The following is a 23,619-nucleotide window of genomic DNA, read 5'->3' as shown; positions in this document are numbered from 1 at the left end:
ACCCGGTTCTAGTTCAGCGCACCGACGAGATGAAGGTCTCCAGTGCGGCGATGTGCTCGGCCGTGTTCTGCAAGTTGGCAGCCGGATTGCCGCCCCACTCGCATGTCGTGCTCTGGCAGTTGATCGAGAAGTGACTGAAGCCCGCAGCCCGGGCGCCGTCGACGAGTTCTGTCCATCGCTCAGGACCGATGCCGTAGTTGGCCTCGCCCTCCAGCGCGAACCGATCCGGGTCGCGCCCTTGGTCGGCAAGCAGCTCCCGCAGCCGGTCGGCCAGTGCGATGGTGTCGGGCCCCGAGTCCCCGAAGGTGAAGCCGTCGCCCAGGCGAGCAGCGCGCCGCAGGGCCGCCGGGGTGTAACCGCCGAACCAGATCGGGATGCGCCTTGGGGGCCGGGGCTGGATGCCCGCCCGGTCGATGCGGTGAAACTCGCTCGTGTAGTCGATGACGTCGTTGTCCCACAGCGCGCGGATCACGGCGATCTGGTCGTCCAGCAGCGCACCGCGCCGGTCCCAGTCGGCGCCGAGCGACTCGTATTCGACGTAGTTCCAGCCAGAGCCCACGCCCAGCCGGAAGCGCCCGCCCGACAGCAGGTCGACTTCGGCCGCCTGCTTGGCCACAAGTGCAGCCTGACGCTGCGGCAGGATGATGATGCCGGTCTCGAACTCGATGGTGCTGGTGACGCCGGCCAGGTAGCCGAAGAGCACGAACGGCTCGTGGAAGTCGTCGCGCTCGGTGTATGGACCCCAGAAGGCCGGCTCTCGCCCGGCATGCTCGGCGCCGAGCACATGGTCGTAGGTGACGATGTGGGAGTAGCCGAGCGATTCGGCGGCCTGCGCCCAGTCGCGCAGGGCGAGCGGGTCCGAGCCGATCTCGCACGTCGGCAGGACGGCACCGAATTTCATGGGCCGAACTTCATGGACTTGTTGCTTCGCCGGGTCAGTCCAGGATCCGGATGGGCACGCTGCGGGGGCCGCGGATCGGACCCACCGACCACTTCACCTCATCGGGCTCGACGGCCAGCTCGAAGTTCGGGTAGCGCTCCAGCCAGGCAGTGAGCCCCACTCGCAGCTCCATGCGCGCCAAGTTCGAGCCCAGGCACCGGTGTACTCCCACCCCGAACGCCATGTGCCGGTTGTTCTGGCGGTCCAGGATCAACTCGTCGGGATTCTCGAAGTAGTCCGGGTCGCGATTCGCCGACGGGTACGACAGCAGCACCCGGCGGCCGCCCGATACGGGGCAACCCGCGATGTCGGCATCCTCGGTGATGTACCGGGCAATCGTGACCGGGCTGTAGTAGCGCAGGAATTCCTCGACGGCCGTGGGCATCAGCTCAGGCTCGTTCACCAGCCGCTTGAGGTCGTCCGGGTGCGAACCGAGATGGAACAACATGGAACCCAGCGTCGACCACGTCGTGTCGATGCCGCCGAGCATCAGCACGAACAGCGCGCCGATGCGCTCCTTGCGCCCGAACGGGCGGGTGCTGCCGTCGCCCAGCTCAGCTTCGGCGTTCAGCACCATGGTCACCAGGTCGTCGGGCGCGTCGTCGCCCATTGCTTCACGATCCGCCAGTTGGGCCGCGAAGAACTGCTGCACTTCGCTAGCGGCTTTGCGGGCGATGTCCAGGTCGATCTGGCCCTCCTTGAGCATCCCGTCCACCCATTGCCGGAATGTCGGACCCATCTCTGCTGAGACCCCGAACAGGTGGCCCATGACCTCGACGGGCAGCAGCTGTGCGAAGTCGAGGGCGCCGTCCACCAGCTTGCGATCGCCGACGTCGTCCAGCAGTCGTTCGGCCATGGCGACAACCGTCGGCTCCAGCTCGTCGGTGGCCTTCGGGCTGAAGGACGGCAGCAGCGGCCGGCGCACCGGGCCGTGCTCGGGCGGATCCAGCGTGATCGGAGACAGATCCAGCTTGATGTTGTCGGGATGATTGGTGTTGACCGCGGTGATGCAATTCGAGAACGTGTCGGTAGCACGGGCGGTCTCGACGATGTCGTCGTGACGGGTCACCAGGTACGCGCCGTAGAACCGCTCGGTCTGGGCGACTGGGCAGCGCTCTCGCAGGTCAGCCAGGATCTCAGGTCCCTTCGCGGCCCACTCCTCGCTGAGATGGTCAAAATCTGTCGCCCAGTCGGTGACAGGTGGTCGTTCTGACATGTCGGTCGGCGCTCCACTCCTGGCAACTGCCGCGGATTCGTGACGGTACGCACGGACGCAGCCAGCGATCCGCACGGGTATCGATGGTATTCCGCTCGCGGTTCCCTGCGCCGGAGTTCCCGGGCGACGGTCACTGCGTACAGCTCCTGCGTAAGCGCGGCACGACGCGCGGCACTGCATCGGGTCGGCACGACGCAGGGCCGCAGCGTCGATTCGGCACGGCGCGTACCGTGGAGGCGTGCCGCTCGATGTCATCGGGATGATCGGCGTGTCGCCGCCCAAGGACGACTCGACTGTGCACGTCATCGAGGGCGGGCTGTCTCGCCAGTTCCTCGAGGACTTCAGCCGTGCGCACGACGAGGCCAGCTTCGACCTAGTGCTGGTGGGCTACACCTCCACCTCGGCCGACGGATGGTCGGTCGCCACCCACGCAGCCTCGGTGACCGAGCGGCTCGGCTACCTCGTGGCACACCGGCCAGGCTTCGTGGCCCCCACGCTGGCGGCGCGCAAGGCGGCCACATTCGACCAGCTCAGTGGCGGGCGCTTCGCACTGCACATCATCGCCGGGGCCAGCGACAAGGACAATCAGCGCGACGGCGACTACCTGCCGAAGGCCGAGCGCTATGCCCGTGCCGGCGAGTACATCGACGTGATGCGCCGCACCTGGACCTCAACCGAGCCGTTCGACCACGACGGGCCGTACTACCGGTTCAGCAACGTGCGTGCAGATGTCCAGCCGCTGCAGCAGCCGTCGCCGCCCGTCTTCTTCGGGGGCTCCAGCGAAGAAGCGCTGGAGATGGGAGCGCAGCGCTGCGACGTGTACGCCATCTACGCGGAGCCACGCGCCGCGGTGGCCGAGCGGTTCGACGACTTCCGCCGCCGGGCCGCTTCCTACGGGCGCACGCCGCGTTTCTCGATCAGCGTCCGACCCATCCTCGGCGACACCGAAGGCGAGGCCTGGGACCGGGCCCATCGCATCCTGAGTGGCATCGAGGCCGCCGGCACCGACAAGCTGACGGTGGCAGGCAGTCACCGCGGCAAGCCATACGACCACGGGGGCGAGCGGATGCTGGGCTATGCCGCTGCGAGCGACGTACACGACGAGCGACTGTGGCTCAAGATCGCCGAAGCCACCGGCGCTCCCGGCAACACCTCGTGCCTCGTCGGCACGCCTGAGCAAGTGGCCGACGCAATCCTGCGCTACTACCGGCTCGGGATACCGGCTGACGGCGGCGTGAGCGATGTGGGTTACGTGCTGATCCGGGGCTTCGACCCGTTCAACGACGCCGTCGACTTCGGCCGCGAGCTCATTCCCCGGATCAAGCAGGGCGTCGCCGAACTCGATGCGGCCTCAAGCCACAGCGAGGACGCTGACAGCTCCGCCGAGACTGCCCTAGCCGCTGCCGACTGACACACTGAATCGCCCTCATTGGCGATGTCACCGATGGGAGAAGACCATGCTCGATTTGGACCTGACCGGACGTACGGCGCTGGTCACCGGCGCCAGCAAGGGCATCGGCGAGGCGTCGGTCAGGCTGCTCGCCGACCACGGTGCCACCGTGGCGTTCTGTGCCCGCGGCACCGAGGCGGTAGACGCCTTGGCTGCCTACTCGCCCCAGTCGGGTTCGGGTTCGGCCCGGGGCTACACCGCGGACATGTCCGATGCCGACGCCACGCAGGCATTTCTGGAGGCCGCCACGGCCGAGGTGGGGCCCGCGGACATCCTCGTCAACAACGTGGGTGCCTCACCGTCGCGCAACTTCCTGTACATGTCCGACGACGACTGGACTGACCTGCACCAGCTCAACCTCATGTCGGCCGTGCGCTGCACGCGGTTCTGCCTGCCACACATGCGCAAGCAGAAATGGGGCCGGGTCATCATGATCGCGACCGGCGCTGCATTCTCCCCCAACGCAGCGCTCATCGACTACGCCGCCACCAAGGCGGCCATGGTGGCCACCGCCAAGGCGCTGGCGGGCAAGTACGGCGCCGACAACGTGCTCACCAACACCGTCATCCCCGGGCTCATCCGCACCGACATGTGGGAACGGGCGGCCGCCGAGATCGCCGAAGCGAACAACACCGACGCCGAGGCGATCTTCGCCCAGAACTCCACCGGCGTGCCCCAAGGGCGATACGGCACGGCGGAGGAGGTCGCAGCCGGCGTGGTCTTCCTGGCGTCGAGTGCGGCCAACTACATCAATGGCACCTGCCTGACGATCGACGGCGGCGTCGGCACACACGTCTGAGCCGGCAGTGATCGACGGCAAGGTTCGCCACCTGCCGCGGCACTGAAACGTCGTACGTCCGCGGGCTAGCTTTCGGGGCGCAGTGGCGCCCGCTCACAGCAGGGTGCCGAGCTAGCCCCACCTCACCGACGAAATGGGAGCACCGACATGGCGCACGCCTACACCGACAAGGGCCTCGAGATGCAGGAGGCCGTCAAGTCGTTCATGGACGACCACATCTATCCCAACGAGGAGGAGTACAACGAGCAGTACGAAGAGCTCGTAGCCGCCGGGCAAGTGCACGCCACCCCGGCGATCATGGAGAAGCTCAAGGCGGCGGCACGCGAGCGTGGCCTGTGGAACCTGTTCATCCCCCACCTCGACCCGCAGGCCCCCGGCACCAAGCTCTCCAACCTCGACTACTCACCGATCTCCGAAGAGCTCGGCAAGGTGTCGTTCAGCTCCGAAGCGCTGAACTGCGCGGCGCCTGACACCGGCAACATGGAGATCCTGAACCTGTACGGCTCCGAGCGGGTCAAGCAGCAGTATCTGGCACCGCTGCTGGAGGGAGAGTTCCGCTCAACCTTTTCCATGACCGAGCCGGAGGTCGCCAGCTCGGATGCCTCCAACATCCGCCTGCGGATCGACAAGGACGGCGACGAGTACGTCCTGAACGGGCGCAAGTGGTTCTCCTCGAACGCGCTGCGGCCCGAGTGCAAGGTGCTCATCGTGATGGGCAAGAACGACCCCGACGGGCCGCGCCATCGCCAGCAGTCGATGATCGTGGTGCCCCGCGACGCCGAGGGCATCACGGTGGAGCGCGACCCGCTGGTGTTCGGCTACCACCACCGGGGCGGTCACCCCGAGCTGGTGTACGAGAACGTGCGTGTGCCCGAGGACCACATCCTGGGAGGCGAGGGCGAGGGCTTCGCCATCAGCCAGGCGCGCCTCGGCCCCGGCCGCATCCACCACTGCATGCGCTCCATCGGCGTGGCCGAACGGGCACTCGAGTACATGTGCAAGCGGGCGCTCGAACGCCATACTTTCGGCAAGTCGGTTGCCCAGCAAGGCCTCATCCAGGACTGGATCGCCGAGGCTCGCATCGAGATCGACCAGGCCCGCGAGTATGTGCTGCATGTGGCACATCTGATGGACACCATCGGCAACAAGGCCGCCGCGCAGGAGATCTCCGGCATCAAGGTGGTGGTGCCCAACATGGCGCTGAAGATCATCGATCGGGCCATCCAGGTGCACGGCGCCGGCGGCGTCACCCAGTTCTTCCCGCTGGCCGAGATGTACGCCCAGATGCGGACGCTGCGGATCGCCGACGGCCCCGACGAGGTCCACAAGATGACCATCGCCCGCCGCGAGCTCCGCCGCCACGACCCCGACTTCAGGATGTCGTAAGACATCCTGAACATCAGGCACAGCGGATGTCTTAGGACATCCTGAACATCAGATACGGCGGATGAGCTAGCTCTTGAACTGCTGAGCCAGCGCGTCGAGCGTTTGTCGCACCTCGGCCAGCGTCGCCGATGGGTCGCCGCCAGAATCGACCGGGGCGTGCAGGCGCAACCGACTGCCGCCGGGCACCTGCTCGACGTCGAAACGCCAGCGCTCGGAAGGCGTGTCGAGCGATTCGATGGCGGTCCGAACGGCGTCAGGCTTGGCCTTGAGATCGACCTCATCCACGACGCCCGGCCCGGTGGGCGTCTTGGTACGCCCATAACGGTCGAAGTAGGCGATGTCGGAGGCCGGGTAGCGCCGCGACGTCGGTTTGAATTCGGTGCCGATCGTATAGGCCACCGGGAACAGGCAGATCTGGGTCACGTGGTCTGGCAGTTCCAGCAGTTCGGCGACCGCGGGCGCCTCGTTGAGGTACATCGTGGTCCAGACGGTCCCCAGGCCCCTGCTCCGCAGCGCGACCATGAAGCTCCAGGCCGACTGGATCACCGAGTCGAACAGCCCGGGCCGTCCGCTCCCGTCATGGCACCCGAGAATCGTCGGGATGACGAGCGCCGGCGTCCTGGCGATGTTCTCGCCGAGGTGACGTGCGCCCGCCATCAGCCGTTCGTTCTGGTGACCGCTGCCTTCCAGGCGCTTCGCTGTCTCGATGACCCAATCGACGCCGGCCGACAGGTACAGCTCGGCCATCCGATCCTTGGTCTGCTGATCCCTGATGATCATCCACCGGCGGCTGCCGTTGTTGCCTCCCGTCGGTGCCTGTTCGGCCACATCGATGCAGTCGAGGATGACCTGATCATCAACTTCCCGGTCGAAGTCGAGGCGCTGACGGACGCCCCGCGTCGTCATCAGCGCGTGATCCACGATCGCCTGGTATCCGGGCGTGCCCGGTGCAAAGGCCGGCTCAGCCGTCATGTCACTTCGATCCCTTCGTGATGCGCCCTTCGAGAGTACGGCGACGTGCCGGAACTAGCTTGGGAAGATGCTCACGGCCGGCGATGTGGAGTCGTTCAACGCCGATGGCTTCGTCACGGTTGATTCGCTGATCGACCCCGAGCTGATCGAGCCGCTCAGGGAGCGGTTCGAGCGGCTGTTCTGCGGCGACTTCGAGACCGGCATTTCCCCAGATGAGGTCAACTGGCTCTCGGGCCGCGACGATCTGACGCTGACACGGCAGATCTGCAACGGTTGGAAGGCTGACCGGCTGATTGCCTCGACGGTGCTCGACGCCAGGTTCGGCGAGGCCGTGGCCACGCTGGCCGGCTGGCCTGGCGCCCGCATCATCCAGGACAACGTGCTGTGGAAGCCTCCCGGCGCCCGTTCTGTCGGTTTCCATCGAGACAACGCCTACCTGGCCTGGTACAGGCCGACCGAGATGTTCTCGTGCTGGATCGCACTCGACGACACGGTGGCCGGCGGCGGCACGATGGAGATCGCACGGGGATCGCACCGGTGGCCCAGCAGCGGCGACCAGATGGGCGAGTTCCATGCGCCCGAGGATTACCGGGCCACCGTCACGGCTGCGGCCGACACCGCGAGCGCGGAACTCGACATCGCGCCGGTGGAAGTTCCCGCCGGGGGCGGATCGTTCCATCACGGCTGGACTTGGCACGGGTCGGGGCCGAATGAGTCCGATCGGCACCGGCGTGCGCTCGTACTGCACTGCGCCTCCAGCGAGGCCCGGTTCGACCGGGCTGGCTTCGGCGAGGGCAACGGCCCGATCTACGCCCGCTATGCGCGGCTCGCCGACGACGAGATGGACGAGAACCACTTCCCCATCCTGTGGCGGCGCGACGGCTACCGCACACCCGGCATTTAGCTGGTATCAGTGGCCACTGGGCGTGAGCGCCTAGCGTTCGATGACACCGAGGGGGAACAGCGATGGCACTGACCGTGCAGAACTCGACGGCATCGAACGAATACCGATACCTCGTGCAGGACGACCGCATCCACGGCAGCCTCTACACCGATCCCACGGTGTTCGCCGACGAGATGCAGCGCATCTTCACCGACGGCTGGGTCTTCGTGGGCCACGAATCGGAGGTTCCCGAGGTCGGCGACTGGGTCTCCCGGCGCCTCGGCACTGAGCCGGTGCTCATGGTGCGCAACCGTGACGGTGCGATCAGCGTCGTGGCAAATCGCTGCGCGCACCGCGGCACCACGCTCTGCCCGCAGAACGACGGCAACAACCGCAACTTCCGCTGCGCCTATCACGGCTGGACCTACGACCTCGACGGCACGCTGCTCGGCGTTCCCGGGCCCAAGGGCTTCCACAAGGACACCGCCGATCTGGGGCTCGACCGGCCCGGCCAGGTCGACGACTACCGGGGGTTCGTGTTCGCCAATCGCAGTGGCACCGCCGGACCGCTCAGCGATCATCTCGGCGCAGGCGGCACAGATCTCATCGATCGCACCTCGAATATGTCGCCCACCGGCAGGGTCCGCCTCTCGGCCGGCTGGATCGGCCAGCGGATCGACTCGAACTGGAAGATGTGGCCCGAGAGCGACAACGACGGCTATCACCTCAACTTCACCCATGCCTCGATGGCGCGTGCGGTGCCCGACACCTACTACGACGAGATCGTGATGACTGGCGAGGATGCCTCAGCGTCGGTCACACGTGCCTACGACGGAGGCCATGTCGAGCTCGACTTCCGCCGCAGCTACTCCACCGAGCTGGCGTGGCTCGGCACCAAGCGCGACAAGGTTGCCGACTACTGCGATGCGCTCGAGCGGGCCTACGGGGCTGACCGGGCCAAGACGATCATGTGGGACGGCCCGCCGCACGCGCTCGTGTTCCCGAACCTGTTCCTGGCGGAGATGAACATCGCCCGGATCGAACCGGTCGCACCGGGGGTCACGGTGCACCATCACACTCCCCTGCTGGTCGAGGGCACCGATGAGAGCGTCAACCAGCGGCTCGTGCTGCAGTCCGAGGCGGCGATGGGCCCCGCCTCGTTCTTCCTGACCGACGACGCGGTGATCGCCGAACGGATGCACCGGGCTTTCGAAGGGGCCGCTGCCGGCGACGACGGCTGGGCGGACCTCAGCCGCGGTATCGAACGCGAGCACGTCGAGCACGGCCAGCGCTGGAGCGACATCACCGACGAGACCACCAATCGCGGCTTCTGGCACCACTACCGCGACGTCATGGCCCGCGTCGCGGTCGACAGTCCAAACGGCCACGCCTGAGCGACGGCGATGGCAACCGTCGACGAACCAACGCGTCACGACATCGAGGCGTTCGTGTATCTCGAAGCTCGGCTCGCGGACGAATCCCGCTACGACGAGTGGGAAGCACTGGTCACCGACGACATGCACTACTGGGTGCCGTTCGGCCCGGGTGACTACGAGCCCGGCACCCGGGTCAGCTACATCAACGACAACCGGGCCCGCCTGGGCACCCGTATCCGGCAGCTCGCCACCGGCGTTCATCACGCACAGGACCCGCCGTCATCGATGCGCCGAGTGGTGTCGAACATCGAGATCCTGAGCGCGGAAGGCGATGAGTTCGAGGTTGGCAGCAACTTCGTGCTCTACGAGCACGCCGTGCAGGCAACCGGGCACCTGCGCCTATGGGCGGGCCGGGCGACACACCGCCTGCGGCGCACGCCCGACGGTCTGCGCATGGCAGCCAAGAAGGTGGAGCTGGTCAACTCCACATCGCCGCTGCCCAACCTGCCCTGCATCATCTAGACCCTCGGTCGCTTCGACCCGGCCCGAGGCGACCTGTCGTCCAGCGATGTGGCCTCAGGAGGGAGCGGGGGCATCCTCGCTGACACCGGTCATGAGCAGCCCCACGCGGTCGGTGGTCGCCTCAGCGCGAGGCAAGTTGCACATGGCCCGCCCTTCGTACAGCACGACCACGCGGTCGGACATCTGGAGTGCTTCGTCGAGATCTTCGGTGATGAGCAGGATTGCGGCACCGGCAGCACGCTTGGAGAGCAGACGCTCGTGCACGTACTCGGCTGCCCCGATATCGATGCCGCGTGTGGGCTGGGCCACGATCAGCACTTCGGCATCGGACGAGAACTCACGCGCGATCACCACCTTCTGGATGTTGCCGCCCGACAGGTGCGACGTCTGGGTGGTGATCGACGGTGTCTTGACCGTGAATCGCCGCACCAAGTCTTTGCACCGCTCGGCGATAGCTCCGAACTGCAGGAGCCCGGCGCGTACATACGGCCGATGCTCGTACTCGACCAGCATCAGATTCTCCGAGACGTTGAGCTCGCCTACCGCACCGTGGCGCATGCGCTCCTCGGGCACGAAGGCCACGCCACGGCGGCGCACCGACTTGGGCGTCGGGGTCGCGATGGGTCGACCGGCGACTTCCACCCGGCCGCCCTCAATCGGCCGCAGGCCGAAGATCGCCTCGGCCAGCTCCCGCTGCCCGTTGCCCGAAACGCCGGCGATGCCCACGATCTCGCCGGCAGCCACCTGCACCGAGAAGTCCTCCAGCGCAAGATTCCCCCGATCGCCTCGCACGCGCAGTGCATCGACGGCCAGACGGTCGACACCAGTGTCCTGGTCGGGCACGTCACGACCCAGTCGCACCTCCCGTCCCACCATCATCGACGCCAGACCCTCGCGTGAAGTCTCCGACGGCGTCGTGCGACCGACTACGCGCCCGTCGCGCAGCACGGTGATCTGATCCGAGATGTCCATGACCTCGGCGAGCTTGTGGGAGATGAAGATGAGACCGCGGCCTTCGTCGGTCAGCGATCGCAGCGTCGCGAACAGGTCCTCGACTTCGGGCGGCGTGAGCACAGCGGTCGGCTCGTCGAGCACCAGCAGCTGCGCTTCGCGGTACAGGGCTTTGAGGATCTCCGCCCGCTGTCGCTCTCCTACGGCCAGCTGCCAGATGTAGGCGTCGGGATCGATCGCTAGCCCATGGCGATCGGAGACCTCCATGAGTCGTTCGCGCACCGGCCCCATGTCGGCCAGGCCCCGTCGGCTGTGCAACCCCAGGGCGACGTTCTCAGCCACGGTCAAGGTCGGCACCAGCATGAAGTGCTGGTGGATCATCCCGATGCCGTGAGTGATCGCTGCTGCCGGCGAGGCAATCTCGACCGGCTCGCCGTTGATCTTGACCTCACCCTCGTCCTGGCGGTACAAGCCGTAGAGGATCTTCACCAGCGTGCTCTTGCCGGCGCCATTCTCGCCCAGCAGCGTGTGGACCTCTCCCGGCAGCACCGTGAGATCGACATCCTCGTTTGCGACAACGCCGGGGAACCGCTTGGTGATGCCGGTCATCTCCAGCATCGGCGACGCCGGGGCCCCCGCCTGCGACTCAGCCTCGACTGAGCCCAGCGCGGTGACCCCAGCCGCCGTGATGTCTGATGGTTCGGCCATCCGCGGAATGCTGCCGATCAAACGAGCGGGAGCCGCTCGGCTGGCTCAGCTGGTCCGTGGTGGCCGTTCAAGCTGCTCGTGCTCGCTATTGGCCGGTCGAGATCGAGCCGTCCGCTATGCCGGCGATGGTTGCCTCAGCAGCCTCCTGGATCGCGGCGTCGAGGCCATAGGCATCGTTGAACTCGATCACGATGCCGCCGTTGGCAAGCGTGGCAGTCATCACCTCGCCGCCGAGCGTGCCGCTCTCGATCTTGTCGATCATCTCGTTGAGCAGCACTTCCCAGTGGTACACCTGCGAAGCCACCACGATGCTGTCGCCGAGCGCCGTCTGGTTGGCCTGGGTGCCGAACCACGCCACGCCGTGCTCGTTGGCGACACCGGTCGCACCCACGACCATCTGCGCCGAACCCGTCAGCACATCGGCATCGTTGGAGATGTGAGCCTCGGCGGCTTCGGCCGCCAGTGCCACATCGCTGAACGAGTCGGTGTACACGATGTTGGTCGTCACCGACGAGTCCTGCGCAGCTACGCCGGCTGCGAAGCCGTCGACGTAGAGCTTGGCGTCGCCGACCTCGATCGGGCCGATCACGCCGACCACCCCAGTGCCGGTGATCTGGGCGGCAACAGTGCCCGACACGTACCCGCCCTGATCGGAACGGACCGTGTAGGCAAAGACATTGTCGAGGCCCTTGAAGTCGACGGCCGTGCCCCAGGCGAATGAGGTGTCCGGGAAGTCAGGTGCAATCTCCTCAAGCGGACCGCCGTACTGGCTGCCATGGGCGATCACTAGATCGAAGCCGTCCTCGGCATAACCACGAATCGCCGCAGCGGCCTCCTCCACGATGAACGTGCCGTCGGTCACCGCGACTTCGATCTCTCGCGTCTCGCCGACCGCATTCACTGCATCGACCATGCTCTGCGTGAACGCCAGGTCGTTGCTGGCGCTCGGCGCGACGATGGCGATCCGGATCGGACCTGCCTCTTCCTCATCGGCGCCGGTGCAGCCCGCAGCGAGCAGCAGTACGACTGCAGCGACCGCTACGAGCCTGGCTACGAGCGATCTGCGTGTGGTGTGTCTGAACATGTGAACCCTCCCGGATCGGCCGTGTCGCGGGCTCTCGCCGGATCTGTTCGCTGCAGTGCGGCGCGGCTCGGCGGAGCCCCGGGCCTGCACGGGATGCTAGGCGACCCCGAATGGGCGCGATGCTCCCCGCGTGGAAATCTGCACGCGGCCCGCATGCGGGTGCGCGGCGCGTCAGTTGTCTCGTTCGAACGGAACTGTCAACGCTGACGGCGCTCCGATGCGGCGGCTGACGAGCACGAGCACCACGATGGTCAGGATCGCCGGCGCCATCGCCGCAATAGTCGAGTTGGCACCGACGATGATGCCGAGAGTCTTGAGCTGCAGCACGGTCGACGACACGACGCCGAACAGCAGCGCCCCGGCCATCACCCCGCTCGAGCGCCACGCCCCGAAGTAGACGAGCGCCACGGCGATGAATCCCTGCCCCGAGGTGAGGTTCTGCTGGAAGATGCCGACATCGAGAGCCAAGGTGCCGCCCGCGAGGCCCGCCATCACGTTGCCGATGATGATTGCCTGCGTCCGCACCACGTTGACGCGTACGCCGAGTGTGTCGGCGGCTTCGGGCGTCTCGCCCACAGCTCGCACATTGAGCCCGAAGGTCGTGCGGTTCATGGCGAACCACACCACCGGCACGAGGGCGAATGCCACGTAGGTGAGCACGCTGTGCTGGAAGAAGAGCTCCCCGACGACCGGCAGCTCGGAGAGCCCTCCCATGTCGAGGCCCCGCAGGCCGTCGATCGGCACCGGCGTGCCGACTTGGTGACGGAAGAGCAAATCGGTGAAGCCCAGGCCGAACAGGAAGATGCCGATGCCGCTGATGCCCTGGGTGGCGTGCATTACCACGGTGATGAAGGCGTACACGATGCCCATGAGCGCACCGGCGCCCATCGCCGCCAGCACACCGGCGAGGACGCTGCCGGTCCGCAGCGCCGTGATGTAGGCGGCATACGCCCCGATCAGCATCACCCCTTCGACGCCCAGATTCAGCACACCCGCTCGCTGGCCGATGGTCTCGCCCAGCGCCGACAGCAGGAACGGCGTCGCCAGCCGGATGCCTGACGCCAAGGTCGCTACGAGCACGCTCACAGTGAAGAAGTCGCTCATGCCCGGCCCCCGTAGCTCGAGATGCCGCCAGCCCAGGTCCTGAGCCGGTCCCGCAGCCGCAGGCTGCCCACCACGAACACCACGACGACGCCGTTCAGTGCCACCACCAAGGCGGCCGGCACCTGGGTCGCCCGCTGCATATCGCTGCCGCCGGTGAGCATGCCGCCAAACAGGAACGACGCCGGCACCGTGAAGATCGGGTGCAGTGCGCCGAACAGCGCCGCCACGATGCCGTTGAATCCGGCGTTCTGTGTGAATGCTGCGGCACCGCCCTCGCCGATGAGACGATGCGACTCGCTGCCGAACACCAGCACTGCGCCGGCGATGCCGCAGCAGGCCCCGCTGAATGCGAGCGCTTGGGTGATGCTCTTGCGGACAGCCATGCCGGCATATTGGGACGCATCGGGGTTGTGGCCGACTGAGCGCAGCCGCATGCCGAGCGCGCTGCGGAACAGCAGCAGGTAGCCCAGCACCGCCACCAGGATCGCTATGAGCACGCCGATGTGCAGCCGTGTTCCGCCAGGGAGCAGCGGCAAGTCGGCGTTCTCGCTGAGGCGCCGGGTCTGCTGGATCTTGATGGCGCCCGGCTCGATCAGGAGATCCTGCAGCAGGAAGCTCAGCAAATGGAACGCAACGAGGTTCATCATGATGGTGGAGAGGATCTCGTTGACACCCGCGTAGGCCTTGAGTGCCCCGGGGATCGCACCCCAGAATCCGCCGCCGATCGCTCCCGCCACGATCACCATGGGCACCAGCAGCACCCGCGGCACGTCGTCGAACGCCATCGACGTGACTGTGGCGGCGATCGCGCCCAGGATGATCTGACCCTCGCCGCCGATGTTGATCACATCGGTGCGAAATGCAATGCAGATGCCGACGCCGACGAGGGCGAGCGGCATTGCCCGCACCGCGGTGTCGGCGAGATTGTCAGCCCCGCCGAATGCGCCGGTGATGAGCTCCCGGTACGCAACGAGCGGGTTTGCGCCGAAGGCAAGGAGCATTGCCGCGCCTACCAGGAGCGCCGCGATGGCCGCTGTTGCCGGCACGGCGACGCCGACGAACGGGCGCAGCAGGCGGGCCAGCCGGCCCGCAGCTAGCTCCGGCGCAGCGTCATCGGGGTCGGCCGACAGCTGTCCGAGTGCCATTCCCCCCTCCCCGAGTGCGACTCAGGGGGTGTTTAGTCGAAATTCGGGGCGCGCTTTTCCACGAAGGCGCGTTGGGCCTCGCGAGCATCGCTGCTGTGGAACGTCTCGCCCTCCAGGCTGAGCGACAGCGGCAGGATCTGGGCGGACATCTGCCGGATCCAGTTGTTGATGGGCACCTTCGAGGCGCTGATGGCCTTTTGCGGTCCTGCGGCCAGTTGTGCTGCCTTCTCCAGCGCGGTATCGAGGATCGCGTCGTCGTCCACCAGGAAGTTGACGAGGCCCATGTCGTAGAGCATCTCACCAGTGACTCGCTCGCCGGTCATGAGGTGCCACTTCGCGCGGTTCACGCCCATCAGCAAGGGCCAGATGACCTGGCCGCCGTCGCCGGCACCGATGCCCATGTTGACGTGCGTGTCGGCGAACACCGAGCTGTGACCTGCCACCACCACATCGCACAGCAGGGCGATGTTCGCGCCCAGACCCATGGCGTAGCCCTGCACGGCGGAGATGATCGGCTTGCGCAGTTCGAGCAGGTGGTCGACGATCTGACGGCCCTCCTCGAAGCTGACTGCCGGACCGCCGGTGTCGCTGAAATCGCCTCCGGCGCAGAAAGCACGGCCCGTTCCCGCGAGCACCACGACCTTCACGTCGTCGTCGGTCTGCGCGTCGCGCGTGAACGTCGCCATCTCGTGGTGCATCTGGCCGTTCACGGCGTTGAGCCGCTCAGGACGGTTGAGCGTGACAACTGCGACGCCGTCGTCGCGCTTGTCGATCAGCATCGCCTGGTAGTTCGCTTGGTCCAGCGGCATGACGTGTCTCCCCCGTGTCCGTCTGCACGTGAGCGTTCAAGGTAGTGCCGTCAAGACCCTGCCTACTTGGGTGTGGGGGCGGCCGACGATTCGCTCGTAGTTGGGCGGGTCGGTCGCGCCCTCGGTGACCATGACGAGCACGGTTGCGCTCGCGGGGTCCTCCAGCGCCCCTCGGCCCTGCTCGTCGGCGAGCAGCGCTCGCACTCCGGCCAGTGAGGCGCTGCCGGTCTCGCCAGCGACGACTTGCGCATCGGCCAAGTCGGCCATGGCCCGACCTGCGGCGTCGCTGTCCACCGACACGCACCACTCCACGCCGCTGGCCATCATCGGCCACGCGAGCGGCGATGGCACACCGCAGTTGAGTCCCACCATGATCGAGCGGTGGGGACCTGGGGTCTCGGTGATCTCCCCGTTGATCGTGGACATCTGCACGCAGTTGGCGTCGTCGGGCTCCACAGACACCAGCACCGGCCGGTGCTCCCCGCAGCGGTAGTGGGTGACCGCCGCAGCCATGAAGGCCCCCACGCCCACGGGGACCGCGACCAGATCCGGCTGGCCGATGCCGTTGGCGGCGAGCGCATCGTCGACCTCGGCGAAGATCGTCGTGTAGCCCTCGGCGACGTTGGCGGGGATGGTCTCATAGCCGGGCCACGAAGTGTCCGACACCACCAGGCAACGATCACCGGCCATCTCGGCGCTCTGTTCGATCGCGTCGTCGTAGGTGCCGTCCACGACGGTCACGGTCGCACTCTCGCCCTCGATGGCCGCAATGCGAGCCTCCGACGTGCCGTCGGGAACCAGGATGTGGGCGTCGAAGCCCAGCAGCCGTGCCATGAATGCGACCGCTCGCCCGTGGTTGCCGTCGGTGGCAGCAGCGAGCGTCATCGGCCGCAGGTGCGCCAGGCTGGCCGCCAGCTCGTTGATGTTCGCCCACGGCTGCGGCTCGCCGCCGATGTGCTCGCAGACAGCGCGGTACGACGCCCACGACGCACCCAGGATCTTGAACGACGGCAGGCCCATGCGTTGGGTCTCTGCCTTCACCAGCACCCGTCCCACGCCGAGGCTGTCGGCCAGCCGGGGAGCATCGATGACCAGCGTCGGCGCGTACGCAGGCAGCCGGCGGTGAAACGCCATGACCTCAGGCGGCACGGCCGGCCAATTGCGCCCGTCGAACAGCGGGTTCCGGTTGACCAGTGCACCCATTGCTGACCTCTCCTGTCCAGAATCTCAATCGAGTTCGTCGAGCGCCGCGAACAGCCGCTGCGCCTGCTCGGCTGCCTTGATCCGCACCTCGCCAGGGTCGACACGCGTCGCAGTTCCGCCCGCCAGCACCTGCTCGCCGTCGATCGTGACATCGAGGGCGTGCACGCCGGGCGTGTAGGCGAGATGCCACGGATCGGCACTGGGATACGACCAGCACACCGTGTCGCTGCGAGCTTCGGGCATCAGCTCCCAGCCCTGTGCGAGCCACGCCCACGGCCCCTCAGGAGAGGCGGTGACGTCGTGCTCGCGCAGCCGGGCGTAGGCCACACGGAACTCGTCGACCATGTCGGCGCCGATGCCGTCGGTGCCGAGCGCGATGGGGTTCGTGGCGGCGAAGCGGGTGGGATCGGCGTAGCCGACCGCGTTGTTCATGTTGGAGCGCGGGTTGTGCACGAGGGTGCCCTTGAGTCCGTGGTCAGTGGGCAGGTGCACACCGTGGATGAGCAGCCAGCGCTCATCGCTGAGGCCGGCCAGCCGATCGGCGGCGTCGGCGTCGGGGGGGCCTTCCGCCACGTGAATGTGCACACCCACGTCGTGCCGGCGGGCCAGGTCGGCCGCCGCGGCCAGCGTGTCATCGGTGCAGGTGAAGGCCGCGTGGACGCCGACGTAGCCACGGCCGCCTGCGGCGAGGTAGCGCTCGTTCTCTGCGAGGCCGCGCTTGGCCCCGTCGGCGCCGTGACGGTCGGTGACGCCGTAGCAGCAGCTCACCCGCACGCCGACCTCGGCGCACGCCCGGGCAATCACGTCGAGCGAGCCCTCGATGGCGTAGGGCGACTCGTGATGATCCACGATGGCCGTGCAGCCTGATGCCAGAGCCTCCAGCGCTCCGAGCTTCGCCGACCACTCCAGCATCTCCAGGTCGAGCGCCCGGTCGAGGCGCCACCAGACCAGCTCGAGGATCTCGTCGAAGCCGCCGGGCGTGCGCGGCGGCGCCGGCATGCCGCGCGCCAGCGCCGAATACAGGTGGTGATGCGAGCACACCAGCCCCGGCGTCGTCGCACCCCCCTCGCTCACGGCTGCGAGCGTAACCCCCGGCCTCAGCGCCGAATGAGCAGCAGTCTGACGGCCCGAACCGCCTACTGACGGAGCTCGGGCAGCAGCTCGACGAGGCGATCGAGCTGGGTATCGACGTCGGGCGATGCCAGGCGGATGCAGATGTGCTCGCAGCCGGCGTCGATGTAGCTCTGCAGCCAGGCGGCAATCTCGGCAGGTGTGCCCGACGTGGTGCCCATGATGCGCCGCAGTACCTCGATCTCTACGCCGTAGTAGAGCTTCGAATGCTCGGCCACCTCGGCGGCGGCGGTTGCCGGCTCGCCGATGTTGACCGTCAGGTAGGCCGCCGCAGTGATCGATGCCGGGTCCCGGCCTGCGTCGGCGGCATGGCTGCGCACGGTCGCGAGCTGTTCGGCGAAGGTCTCCGCGACCGGTGCCGTGGGGAACCAGCCGTCGAAGTGCTGTCCTGCACGCTCGAGCCCGCGCGGGCCTGAGCCGCCCAGCCACGTGCGGGGCCCGCCATCGCTGACGCAGACTGGCTGCAGCCGCTGGCGGGAGGGTGTCTCCTCGGCTCGCCAGAGCTCACGGGCGCGGTGGACCACTTCCATCATCCGGGTGCCTCGCCGGTTGAAGTCGGCCCCGACCAGATCGAAGTCGGCGTTGACCTCCGCTCCGGGCGGACCTGCGCCGACACCCAGGATGAGCCTGCCGCCTGACAGCGCATCCACCGTGGCCGCCTGCTGGGCAAGCTGCGTGGCGCTGCGCATGGAGGCCAGCAGCACCGCCGTGCCGAGATCGATGCGTTCGGTGGCCGCCGCGACGGCTGCCAGCACCGAAAGCGGCTCGGCCCGCGGCTTCGCCAGCAGGGAGTCGCCGATCCACACCGCGTCGAAGCCAAGCTCTTCGGCTCGCACGGCCCACTCGACAAGGCGCCGGGGATCGCCGTCGTGCGGCGAATACATGGCCAGCTCTCGCGAGGGCAGCAGCAGACCGAAGGTGACTGATCCAGGTGACGTCATGGCGGGAACTCTGCCACCTGCGCGTCGCGAACGCGCCGTCGCAGCCGCGTGCTCTGAGGGGTATGCCTAGACCCAGGCGTCGGCCCGCTCGCGGTTGGACGGGTTGCGCATCGGCAGCTCGTTGTGCCACACGCCCTCGTGCTCACGCAGCGCAGCAGCCACCGCGCCGGCTGTCGGCACGAGTCCGATCTCGCCGACGCCCTTGATGCCGTAGGGCGCACCGGGCTGTGGCGACTCCACCAGGACCACATCGACATCGGGCATGTCCTTTGGCCGGATGATCGCGAGGCTGCGCAGCGTGGAATTGAGCGGTCTCCCGTCGGCGTCGGCAGGAAAGCCCTCGCTGAGCGCGTAGCCCAGGCCCATGTGCACGCTGCCCTCGATCTGGCCCTCGCACAGGATCGGATTCACGGCCCGGCCCACGTCGTGAGCCGCGATGACCCGCTCGACATTGCCCGTATCCGGGTCGAGGATCACCACTTGGGCGGCGTAGCCGAACGTGGAGTGAATCACCGGGTGCTCCAAGCCCTCTGACAGCGAATTGGTCCAGTCCACCCGGTACTCGCCCTCGTAGTCCACATCGGGTTTGCAGCCGTCGGCCATCGCAGCACGGCATGCGTCGGCCACCGCGCCCGCACCCATCAGGGTGCCCCGGCTGCCGGTGGTCTGGCCGGCGCCCAGCTCACGGGTGGAGTCCACGATCACTCGTACCGCTTCGGGGTCGACGCCGAGTTCCTCCACGGCGACCTGCAGTGCCACGGTGTGCACGCCTTGGCCCATCTCGGTCCAGCAGTGACGGACCTCCACGGTGCCGTCGGAGCAGAACCGCACGATCGCCTTGGCGATCTCCTTGAAGCCGTTGCCGAGGCCCGAGTTCTTCAGCCCGAGCCCGATCCCGACAGGCTTTCCGGCGGCGCGGGCGGCTTCGTAGGGCTCGCGCACCGCATCGAGGCACGCCTGGGCGCCGAGGCAGCCGTCATCCATGATCTGGCCTGGTCCCCACACTCCCCCAGGCACCACCACGTTGCGCTGGCGCATCTCGAACCCGCTGATGCCCACCGCTTCGGCCAGGCGGTCCATCACGCCTTCCATGGCGAACTGCGCCTGGTTGGCGCCGAAGCCCCGGAACGCCCCGCACACCGGGTTGTTGGTGCGCACTGCGACCGACTCGACGTCCACGGCCGGCACCAGGTACGGCCCGGTGGCGTGTCCCGCCGACCGTTCGAGCACCTTCATGCCCACCGAGGCATAGGGGCCTGAGTCGCCGAACATGCGCGCCCGCACTGCGGTGAGCTTGCCGCCGGCGTCGCAGCCGACCTCGTAGGTCATGCGGATGGGGTGCCGCTTGGGATGCATGAGCAGCGATTCCTCGCGCGACAGCGTGATCCGCACCGGGCGACCCGTCAGCCATGCAGCCAGCGCCGTATGGGCCTGGTTCGACATGTCCTCCTTGCCGCCGAACGCCCCGCCATTGGAGACCAGTTCGGTCGTCACCACCGATGGGTCCAGCGCCAGCACCGCTGCGATGTCGTTGCGGTCGTCCCAGATGCCCTGCCCGCCGGTGTACACGTGCAGCCCGGCGGCGACCCCGTTGGCCGGCGTGGGCACGGCAAGCGTCGACTCGGGTTCGAGATAGGCATGCTCGATGCGCTGGGTCTGGAACGTCTCGGTCACGACGTGGGCGGATGCAGCCAGTGCCCCTTCGACATCGCCGCGGGAGTAGGTGGAGCGGGACAGGATGTTGCCGTCGAGCTCCCACACGGCGTCGATGTCGCTGTCCTTCACGCGCACCGGGTCGGTCATGGGCTCGAGGACGTCGTAGGACACCTCGATCAGCTCTGCTGCACGTCGCGCCGCAGGACGGTTGTCGGCCACGACGATGGCGAGCACGTCGCCGAGGTACGACGTGCGCCCGCCGACCGGAATCATCACCGGCCAGTCCTTGTGGATAAGGCCCACTCGCAGTACCCCGGGGATGTCGCCGGCAGTGAACACCGCCTGCACGCCGGGCTCGGCCTCCGCCGCGCTCGTGTCGATCGCGAGCACGTCAGCGCGGGCATGGTCGGCGAACCGCAGCGCGCCATGCAGCATGCCGTCCGGATACATGTCATCGATGTAGGGGCGGCTGCCGAGCGTCAGCTCGCGGGCCTCGTAGCGCACGCCGGAGCTGCCGACGCCCTTGGGCGGCAGCGCCACCGGCACTTCCCCCGCTGCCAGCGACTCCACCGCGTCGAGGATCTTGGTGTAGCCGGTGCAGCGGCACAGGTGCCCGCCCAGGTGACGGCTGGCCTCCTCACGGGTCAGCGCCGAGCCCTTGCGGTCCAGCAGAGCCTTCAGCCGCACCACGATGCCCGGCGTGCAGAACCCGCACTGCAGGGCGCCGTGCGCCGCGAACGTGTTCGCCATCGCATCCAGTTCGGCTTCGTCGAAGCCCTCGACAGTGGTGATCTCGGTGCCGGCTGAGCGCTCGAGGCTGGTCTGACAGGCCACCCGGGCCTTGCCGTCCACCAGCACCGTGCAGCAGCCGCACTGACCCGACGGAGCGCAACCGTCCTTAGGCGAGATGATCCCCAGTTCATCTCGCAATGCCGCCAGCAGGTGCTCGTGATCGCTCGCGACGGTGACCGGCGTGCCGTTCAGCACGAACTCGGTGGTCATTGGAATCCTCGTCTCCGGGACCTCGTTGTCCCCTCCCCGCAGGCCATTGTCGCACCACCGCGGGGCAACTCACACCACCGGCTGTCCGTCGCGGCTATGGCGGCGGGATTACGCCCTTCTGCTGGCCGATCAGCTGGTAAGTCTCGGGTCGGCGGTAGCGGTCGAAGTTGAACAGGGTGTTCTTGTAGTGCGAGCACCAGTCGAGGTCGCACTGGGCGGTGATCAGCTCGTCGCCGTCGGTGACCGCCTGGGCCACGATCTGGCCCGACGGGGCGATCACCGCCGAGTGCGCGAGCGACTCCACGCCCTCTTCGGTTCCGCCCTTGGCGACCCCGACCACCCAGGTGCCGTTCTGGTAGGCGCCGGCCTGCATGACGAGGTGATTGTGGAAGGCCTGCAGCGGGTCCTGGGTCGGGTCGGGGGCGTAGAACAGCGGCGTGTTGTAGCCGATGAAGATCATCTCCACGCCCTGCAGGCCCATTACCCGGTAGGTCTCGGGCCAGCGACGGTCATTGCACAGGGCGATGCCCATGACACCGCCGAACGCCCGCCACACGCTGAAGCCCTCGGACGACTCCTCGAAGTAGCGGCGCTCGAGGTGCTGGAAGGGCCGTTGCGGCTCATGCTCTTCGTGCCCGGGGATGTGCACTTTGCGGTACTTGGCGACGAGACTGCCGTCGCGCTCGACGAGGATCGCTGTGTTGAAGCGATGGCCGTCGGGCGTCAGCTCGGCGTAGCCCAGGTGGAAGCCGATGCCGAGTCGCTTGGCCTCGTCGAAGAGCGGCTGGGTCTCCGCTGAGGGCATCTCGTTCTCGAAGTAGGCCAGCAACTCGGGCGAGTCGTCGGGGAAGTACCAGCGCGGGAAGAACGTGGTGAGCGCCAGCTCGGGGAACACCACCAGATCACAGCTCCGATCCGCCGCCTGATGCAGCAAGGCGATCAGCCGCTCCACGACCTTGGCGCGAGTCTCGTAGCGGGCAATGGGCCCGAGCTGCGCAGCGCCGACGTTGATCAGTCTCACGCTGATGCCCCACGAGCGGCCAGCTCGCTGTCGATGTCTCCGCTGGCCAGCCGCCACACCACGTCGGCCAGCAGATTGGCGCCGGCCTCGATGTCTTCGGGCGACGTGTATTCGGCCGGGTTGTGGCTGACCCCGTCGAAGCTGGGCACGAAGATCATCGCTGTGGGGCAGACACGAGCCAGCATCTGCGCGTCATGGCCGGCGCCCGAGGGCATGCGCCGGTGCGTGAGGCCCGCTTCGGCGGCGCAGCGCTCGACCAGGTCGATGACCGCCGGGTGGAACTCCACCGGCTCGAAGCGTGCGGTGCGCCGCATGGAAGCATCGAGGTGCTCTCCGGTGGCAATGCGGCTGACGATCTCGTCGAGGCGGGACTCCGCGTGTTGCAGCATCGCCTCGGAGGTGTTGCGCAGATCCACGGTCATCACCGCCGAGCCGGCGATGACGTTGACCAGGTTGGGCACCAGCGAGATCGCGCCGACGGTGCCGACCTGCGAGTCGCCGATGTTGTGGGCAAGTTCGCGCACCTCGCCCGCGATGCGGCACGCAGCGAGCCCGGCATCGCGACGCAGCGGCATCGGCGTGGTGCCGGCGTGGTTCGACTGGCCCTTGAGGGCGACCTCGGTCCACGAGATGCCCTGAACGCCTTCCACCACGCCGATCTGGGTCTCGTGGAACTCCAGCACCGGGCCCTGCTCGATGTGCAGCTCCATGTAGGCAAACGGCACTGTGCCGGGCACCGGGGCCGAGCCGCGGTAACCGATGCGGTCCAGTTCGTCGCCGACCGCGATGCCGTCGCGGTCGGTGATCTCCAGGGCTTCCTCGAGGGCCATGCCCCCGACATAGGCGAGGCTGCCCAGCATGTCGGGCGCAAACCGGCTGCCCTCCTCGTCGGTGAAGTAGGCCACCGACAGCGGCCGAGCCAGCGAAGCACCGCCGGCCAGCACCGACTCGATCACTTCGAGCCCGGCGAGCACGCCGAGATTGCCGTCGTAACGGCCGCCGGTGGCCACCGTGTCGATGTGGCTGCCCATCATCACCGAGTCGGCAACGCGCCCCGGCTCGGTGCAGGCCACCACGTTCCCCAACCCGTCGATGGTGATCCCCAGCCCCAGATCGGCCATCCAGGTGCACACCAGGTCACGCCCAGCGCGATCCTCGTCTGTGAGCGCCAGCCGGCAATTGCCCGTCGTGCCCTCGATGGCACCGATCTGGGCTAGCTCGTCCAGCCGGCTCATCAGGCGCTCGCCGTCGATCTGCGGTGCTCCCCCGGCCGGTCCGCTCATTGGGTCATTCTCTCATCGCCCAGTGCGGTTTCGGCAT

Annotated in this window: 20 protein-coding genes; 6 read left to right on the top strand and 14 right to left on the bottom strand. The window is 67.6% G+C overall.

The annotated features are described in order from the left end of the window. Positions 1-13: 13 nt before the first annotated feature. Positions 14-901, bottom strand: a complete 888-nt coding sequence (locus ACOGW9_RS04120) for an LLM class F420-dependent oxidoreductase (protein WP_419908656.1) — start codon at positions 899-901, stop codon at positions 14-16. 34 nt (positions 902-935) lie between these two features. Beyond that, positions 936-2,156: a cytochrome P450 gene (locus ACOGW9_RS04115; RefSeq protein ID WP_419908654.1), complete on the bottom strand. Its 1,221-nt coding sequence runs from the start codon at positions 2,154-2,156 to the stop codon at positions 936-938. Positions 2,157-2,394: 238 nt separating this feature from the next. On the opposite strand from ACOGW9_RS04115, the gene ACOGW9_RS04110 reads away from it, so the two are divergent. The 3 genes from ACOGW9_RS04110 (at position 2,395) to ACOGW9_RS04100 (ending at position 5,791) form a co-directional block, all read left to right on the top strand. Then, the gene (locus tag ACOGW9_RS04110) at positions 2,395-3,567 is read left to right on the top strand and encodes an LLM class flavin-dependent oxidoreductase (RefSeq protein ID WP_419908652.1); all 1,173 of its coding nucleotides are present in this window, start codon (positions 2,395-2,397) and stop codon (positions 3,565-3,567) included. A gap of 46 nt (positions 3,568-3,613) precedes the next feature. After that, complete coding sequence (locus tag ACOGW9_RS04105) at positions 3,614-4,405, top strand: SDR family NAD(P)-dependent oxidoreductase (protein WP_419908650.1); 792 nt, start codon at positions 3,614-3,616, stop codon at positions 4,403-4,405. 147 nt (positions 4,406-4,552) lie between these two features. Next, the gene (locus ACOGW9_RS04100; RefSeq protein WP_419853607.1) at positions 4,553-5,791 is read left to right on the top strand and encodes an acyl-CoA dehydrogenase family protein; all 1,239 of its coding nucleotides are present in this window, start codon (positions 4,553-4,555) and stop codon (positions 5,789-5,791) included. Between the two features lie 66 nt (positions 5,792-5,857). Here ACOGW9_RS04100 and ACOGW9_RS04095 read toward each other — a convergent pair whose 3' ends face one another. Further along, the gene (locus ACOGW9_RS04095; RefSeq protein WP_419908648.1) at positions 5,858-6,763 is read right to left on the bottom strand and encodes a nitroreductase family protein; all 906 of its coding nucleotides are present in this window, start codon (positions 6,761-6,763) and stop codon (positions 5,858-5,860) included. A gap of 67 nt (positions 6,764-6,830) precedes the next feature. Here ACOGW9_RS04095 and ACOGW9_RS04090 point away from each other — a divergent pair, with 67 nt between their 5' ends. From ACOGW9_RS04090 to ACOGW9_RS04080, 3 genes are all read left to right on the top strand, one after another. Further along, positions 6,831-7,667, top strand: coding sequence for a phytanoyl-CoA dioxygenase family protein (locus tag ACOGW9_RS04090; RefSeq protein ID WP_419908646.1), 837 nt, complete (start codon positions 6,831-6,833; stop codon positions 7,665-7,667). A gap of 62 nt (positions 7,668-7,729) precedes the next feature. Next, positions 7,730-9,040: an aromatic ring-hydroxylating oxygenase subunit alpha gene (locus ACOGW9_RS04085; protein ID WP_419908644.1), complete on the top strand. Its 1,311-nt coding sequence runs from the start codon at positions 7,730-7,732 to the stop codon at positions 9,038-9,040. A 9-nt stretch (positions 9,041-9,049) separates the two neighbouring features. After that, complete coding sequence (locus ACOGW9_RS04080; protein ID WP_419908642.1) at positions 9,050-9,544, top strand: aromatic-ring-hydroxylating dioxygenase subunit beta; 495 nt, start codon at positions 9,050-9,052, stop codon at positions 9,542-9,544. A 54-nt stretch (positions 9,545-9,598) separates the two neighbouring features. Here the strand turns inward: ACOGW9_RS04080 and ACOGW9_RS04075 are convergent, their stop codons facing one another. The 11 genes from ACOGW9_RS04075 to ACOGW9_RS04025 form a co-directional block, all read right to left on the bottom strand. After that, a complete protein-coding gene (locus ACOGW9_RS04075; protein WP_419908640.1) occupies positions 9,599-11,203 on the bottom strand; it encodes an ABC transporter ATP-binding protein in 1,605 nt (534 codons plus the stop codon). 85 nt (positions 11,204-11,288) lie between these two features. After that, positions 11,289-12,287 carry a BMP family protein gene (locus tag ACOGW9_RS04070; protein WP_419908638.1) on the bottom strand — a complete coding sequence of 333 codons (999 nt, stop codon included), beginning with the start codon at positions 12,285-12,287 and terminating at the stop codon, positions 11,289-11,291. A 171-nt stretch (positions 12,288-12,458) separates the two neighbouring features. Further along, positions 12,459-13,391 carry an ABC transporter permease gene (locus ACOGW9_RS04065; protein ID WP_419908636.1) on the bottom strand — a complete coding sequence of 311 codons (933 nt, stop codon included), beginning with the start codon at positions 13,389-13,391 and terminating at the stop codon, positions 12,459-12,461. After that, positions 13,388-14,536 (bottom strand): ABC transporter permease, encoded by a 1,149-nt coding sequence (locus tag ACOGW9_RS04060; protein WP_419908634.1) that lies wholly within the window; start codon positions 14,534-14,536, stop codon positions 13,388-13,390. Before ACOGW9_RS04060 ends, ACOGW9_RS04065 begins: the two co-directional genes overlap by 4 nt. A gap of 32 nt (positions 14,537-14,568) precedes the next feature. After that, entirely contained in the window at positions 14,569-15,345 is a 777-nt protein-coding gene (locus ACOGW9_RS04055) for an enoyl-CoA hydratase-related protein (RefSeq protein WP_419908632.1), read from the bottom strand. Between the two features lie 36 nt (positions 15,346-15,381). After that, complete coding sequence (locus tag ACOGW9_RS04050; protein WP_419908630.1) at positions 15,382-16,548, bottom strand: diaminopropionate ammonia-lyase; 1,167 nt, start codon at positions 16,546-16,548, stop codon at positions 15,382-15,384. 24 nt (positions 16,549-16,572) lie between these two features. Continuing rightward, positions 16,573-17,622 carry an amidohydrolase family protein gene (locus tag ACOGW9_RS04045; RefSeq protein ID WP_419908628.1) on the bottom strand — a complete coding sequence of 350 codons (1,050 nt, stop codon included), beginning with the start codon at positions 17,620-17,622 and terminating at the stop codon, positions 16,573-16,575. Between the two features lie 62 nt (positions 17,623-17,684). Further along, positions 17,685-18,620 carry an LLM class flavin-dependent oxidoreductase gene (locus ACOGW9_RS04040; RefSeq protein WP_419908626.1) on the bottom strand — a complete coding sequence of 312 codons (936 nt, stop codon included), beginning with the start codon at positions 18,618-18,620 and terminating at the stop codon, positions 17,685-17,687. Positions 18,621-18,686: 66 nt separating this feature from the next. Beyond that, a complete protein-coding gene (locus ACOGW9_RS04035) occupies positions 18,687-21,278 on the bottom strand; it encodes a molybdopterin cofactor-binding domain-containing protein (protein ID WP_419908624.1) in 2,592 nt (863 codons plus the stop codon). 94 nt (positions 21,279-21,372) lie between these two features. After that, positions 21,373-22,299 carry an N-carbamoyl-D-amino-acid hydrolase gene (locus tag ACOGW9_RS04030; RefSeq protein ID WP_419908622.1) on the bottom strand — a complete coding sequence of 309 codons (927 nt, stop codon included), beginning with the start codon at positions 22,297-22,299 and terminating at the stop codon, positions 21,373-21,375. Continuing rightward, on the bottom strand, positions 22,296-23,582 hold the full coding sequence (locus tag ACOGW9_RS04025; RefSeq protein ID WP_419908620.1) for a Zn-dependent hydrolase: 1,287 nt from the start codon (positions 23,580-23,582) through the stop codon (positions 22,296-22,298). Before ACOGW9_RS04025 ends, ACOGW9_RS04030 begins: the two co-directional genes overlap by 4 nt. Between the last annotated feature and the right edge of the window lie 37 nt (positions 23,583-23,619).

Source organism: Candidatus Poriferisodalis sp. (genome assembly GCF_965203655.1).
Taxonomy (GTDB): Bacteria; Actinomycetota; Acidimicrobiia; order Acidimicrobiales; family Poriferisodalaceae; genus Poriferisodalis.
This window is presented reverse-complemented; position numbering and strand designations above follow the sequence as displayed.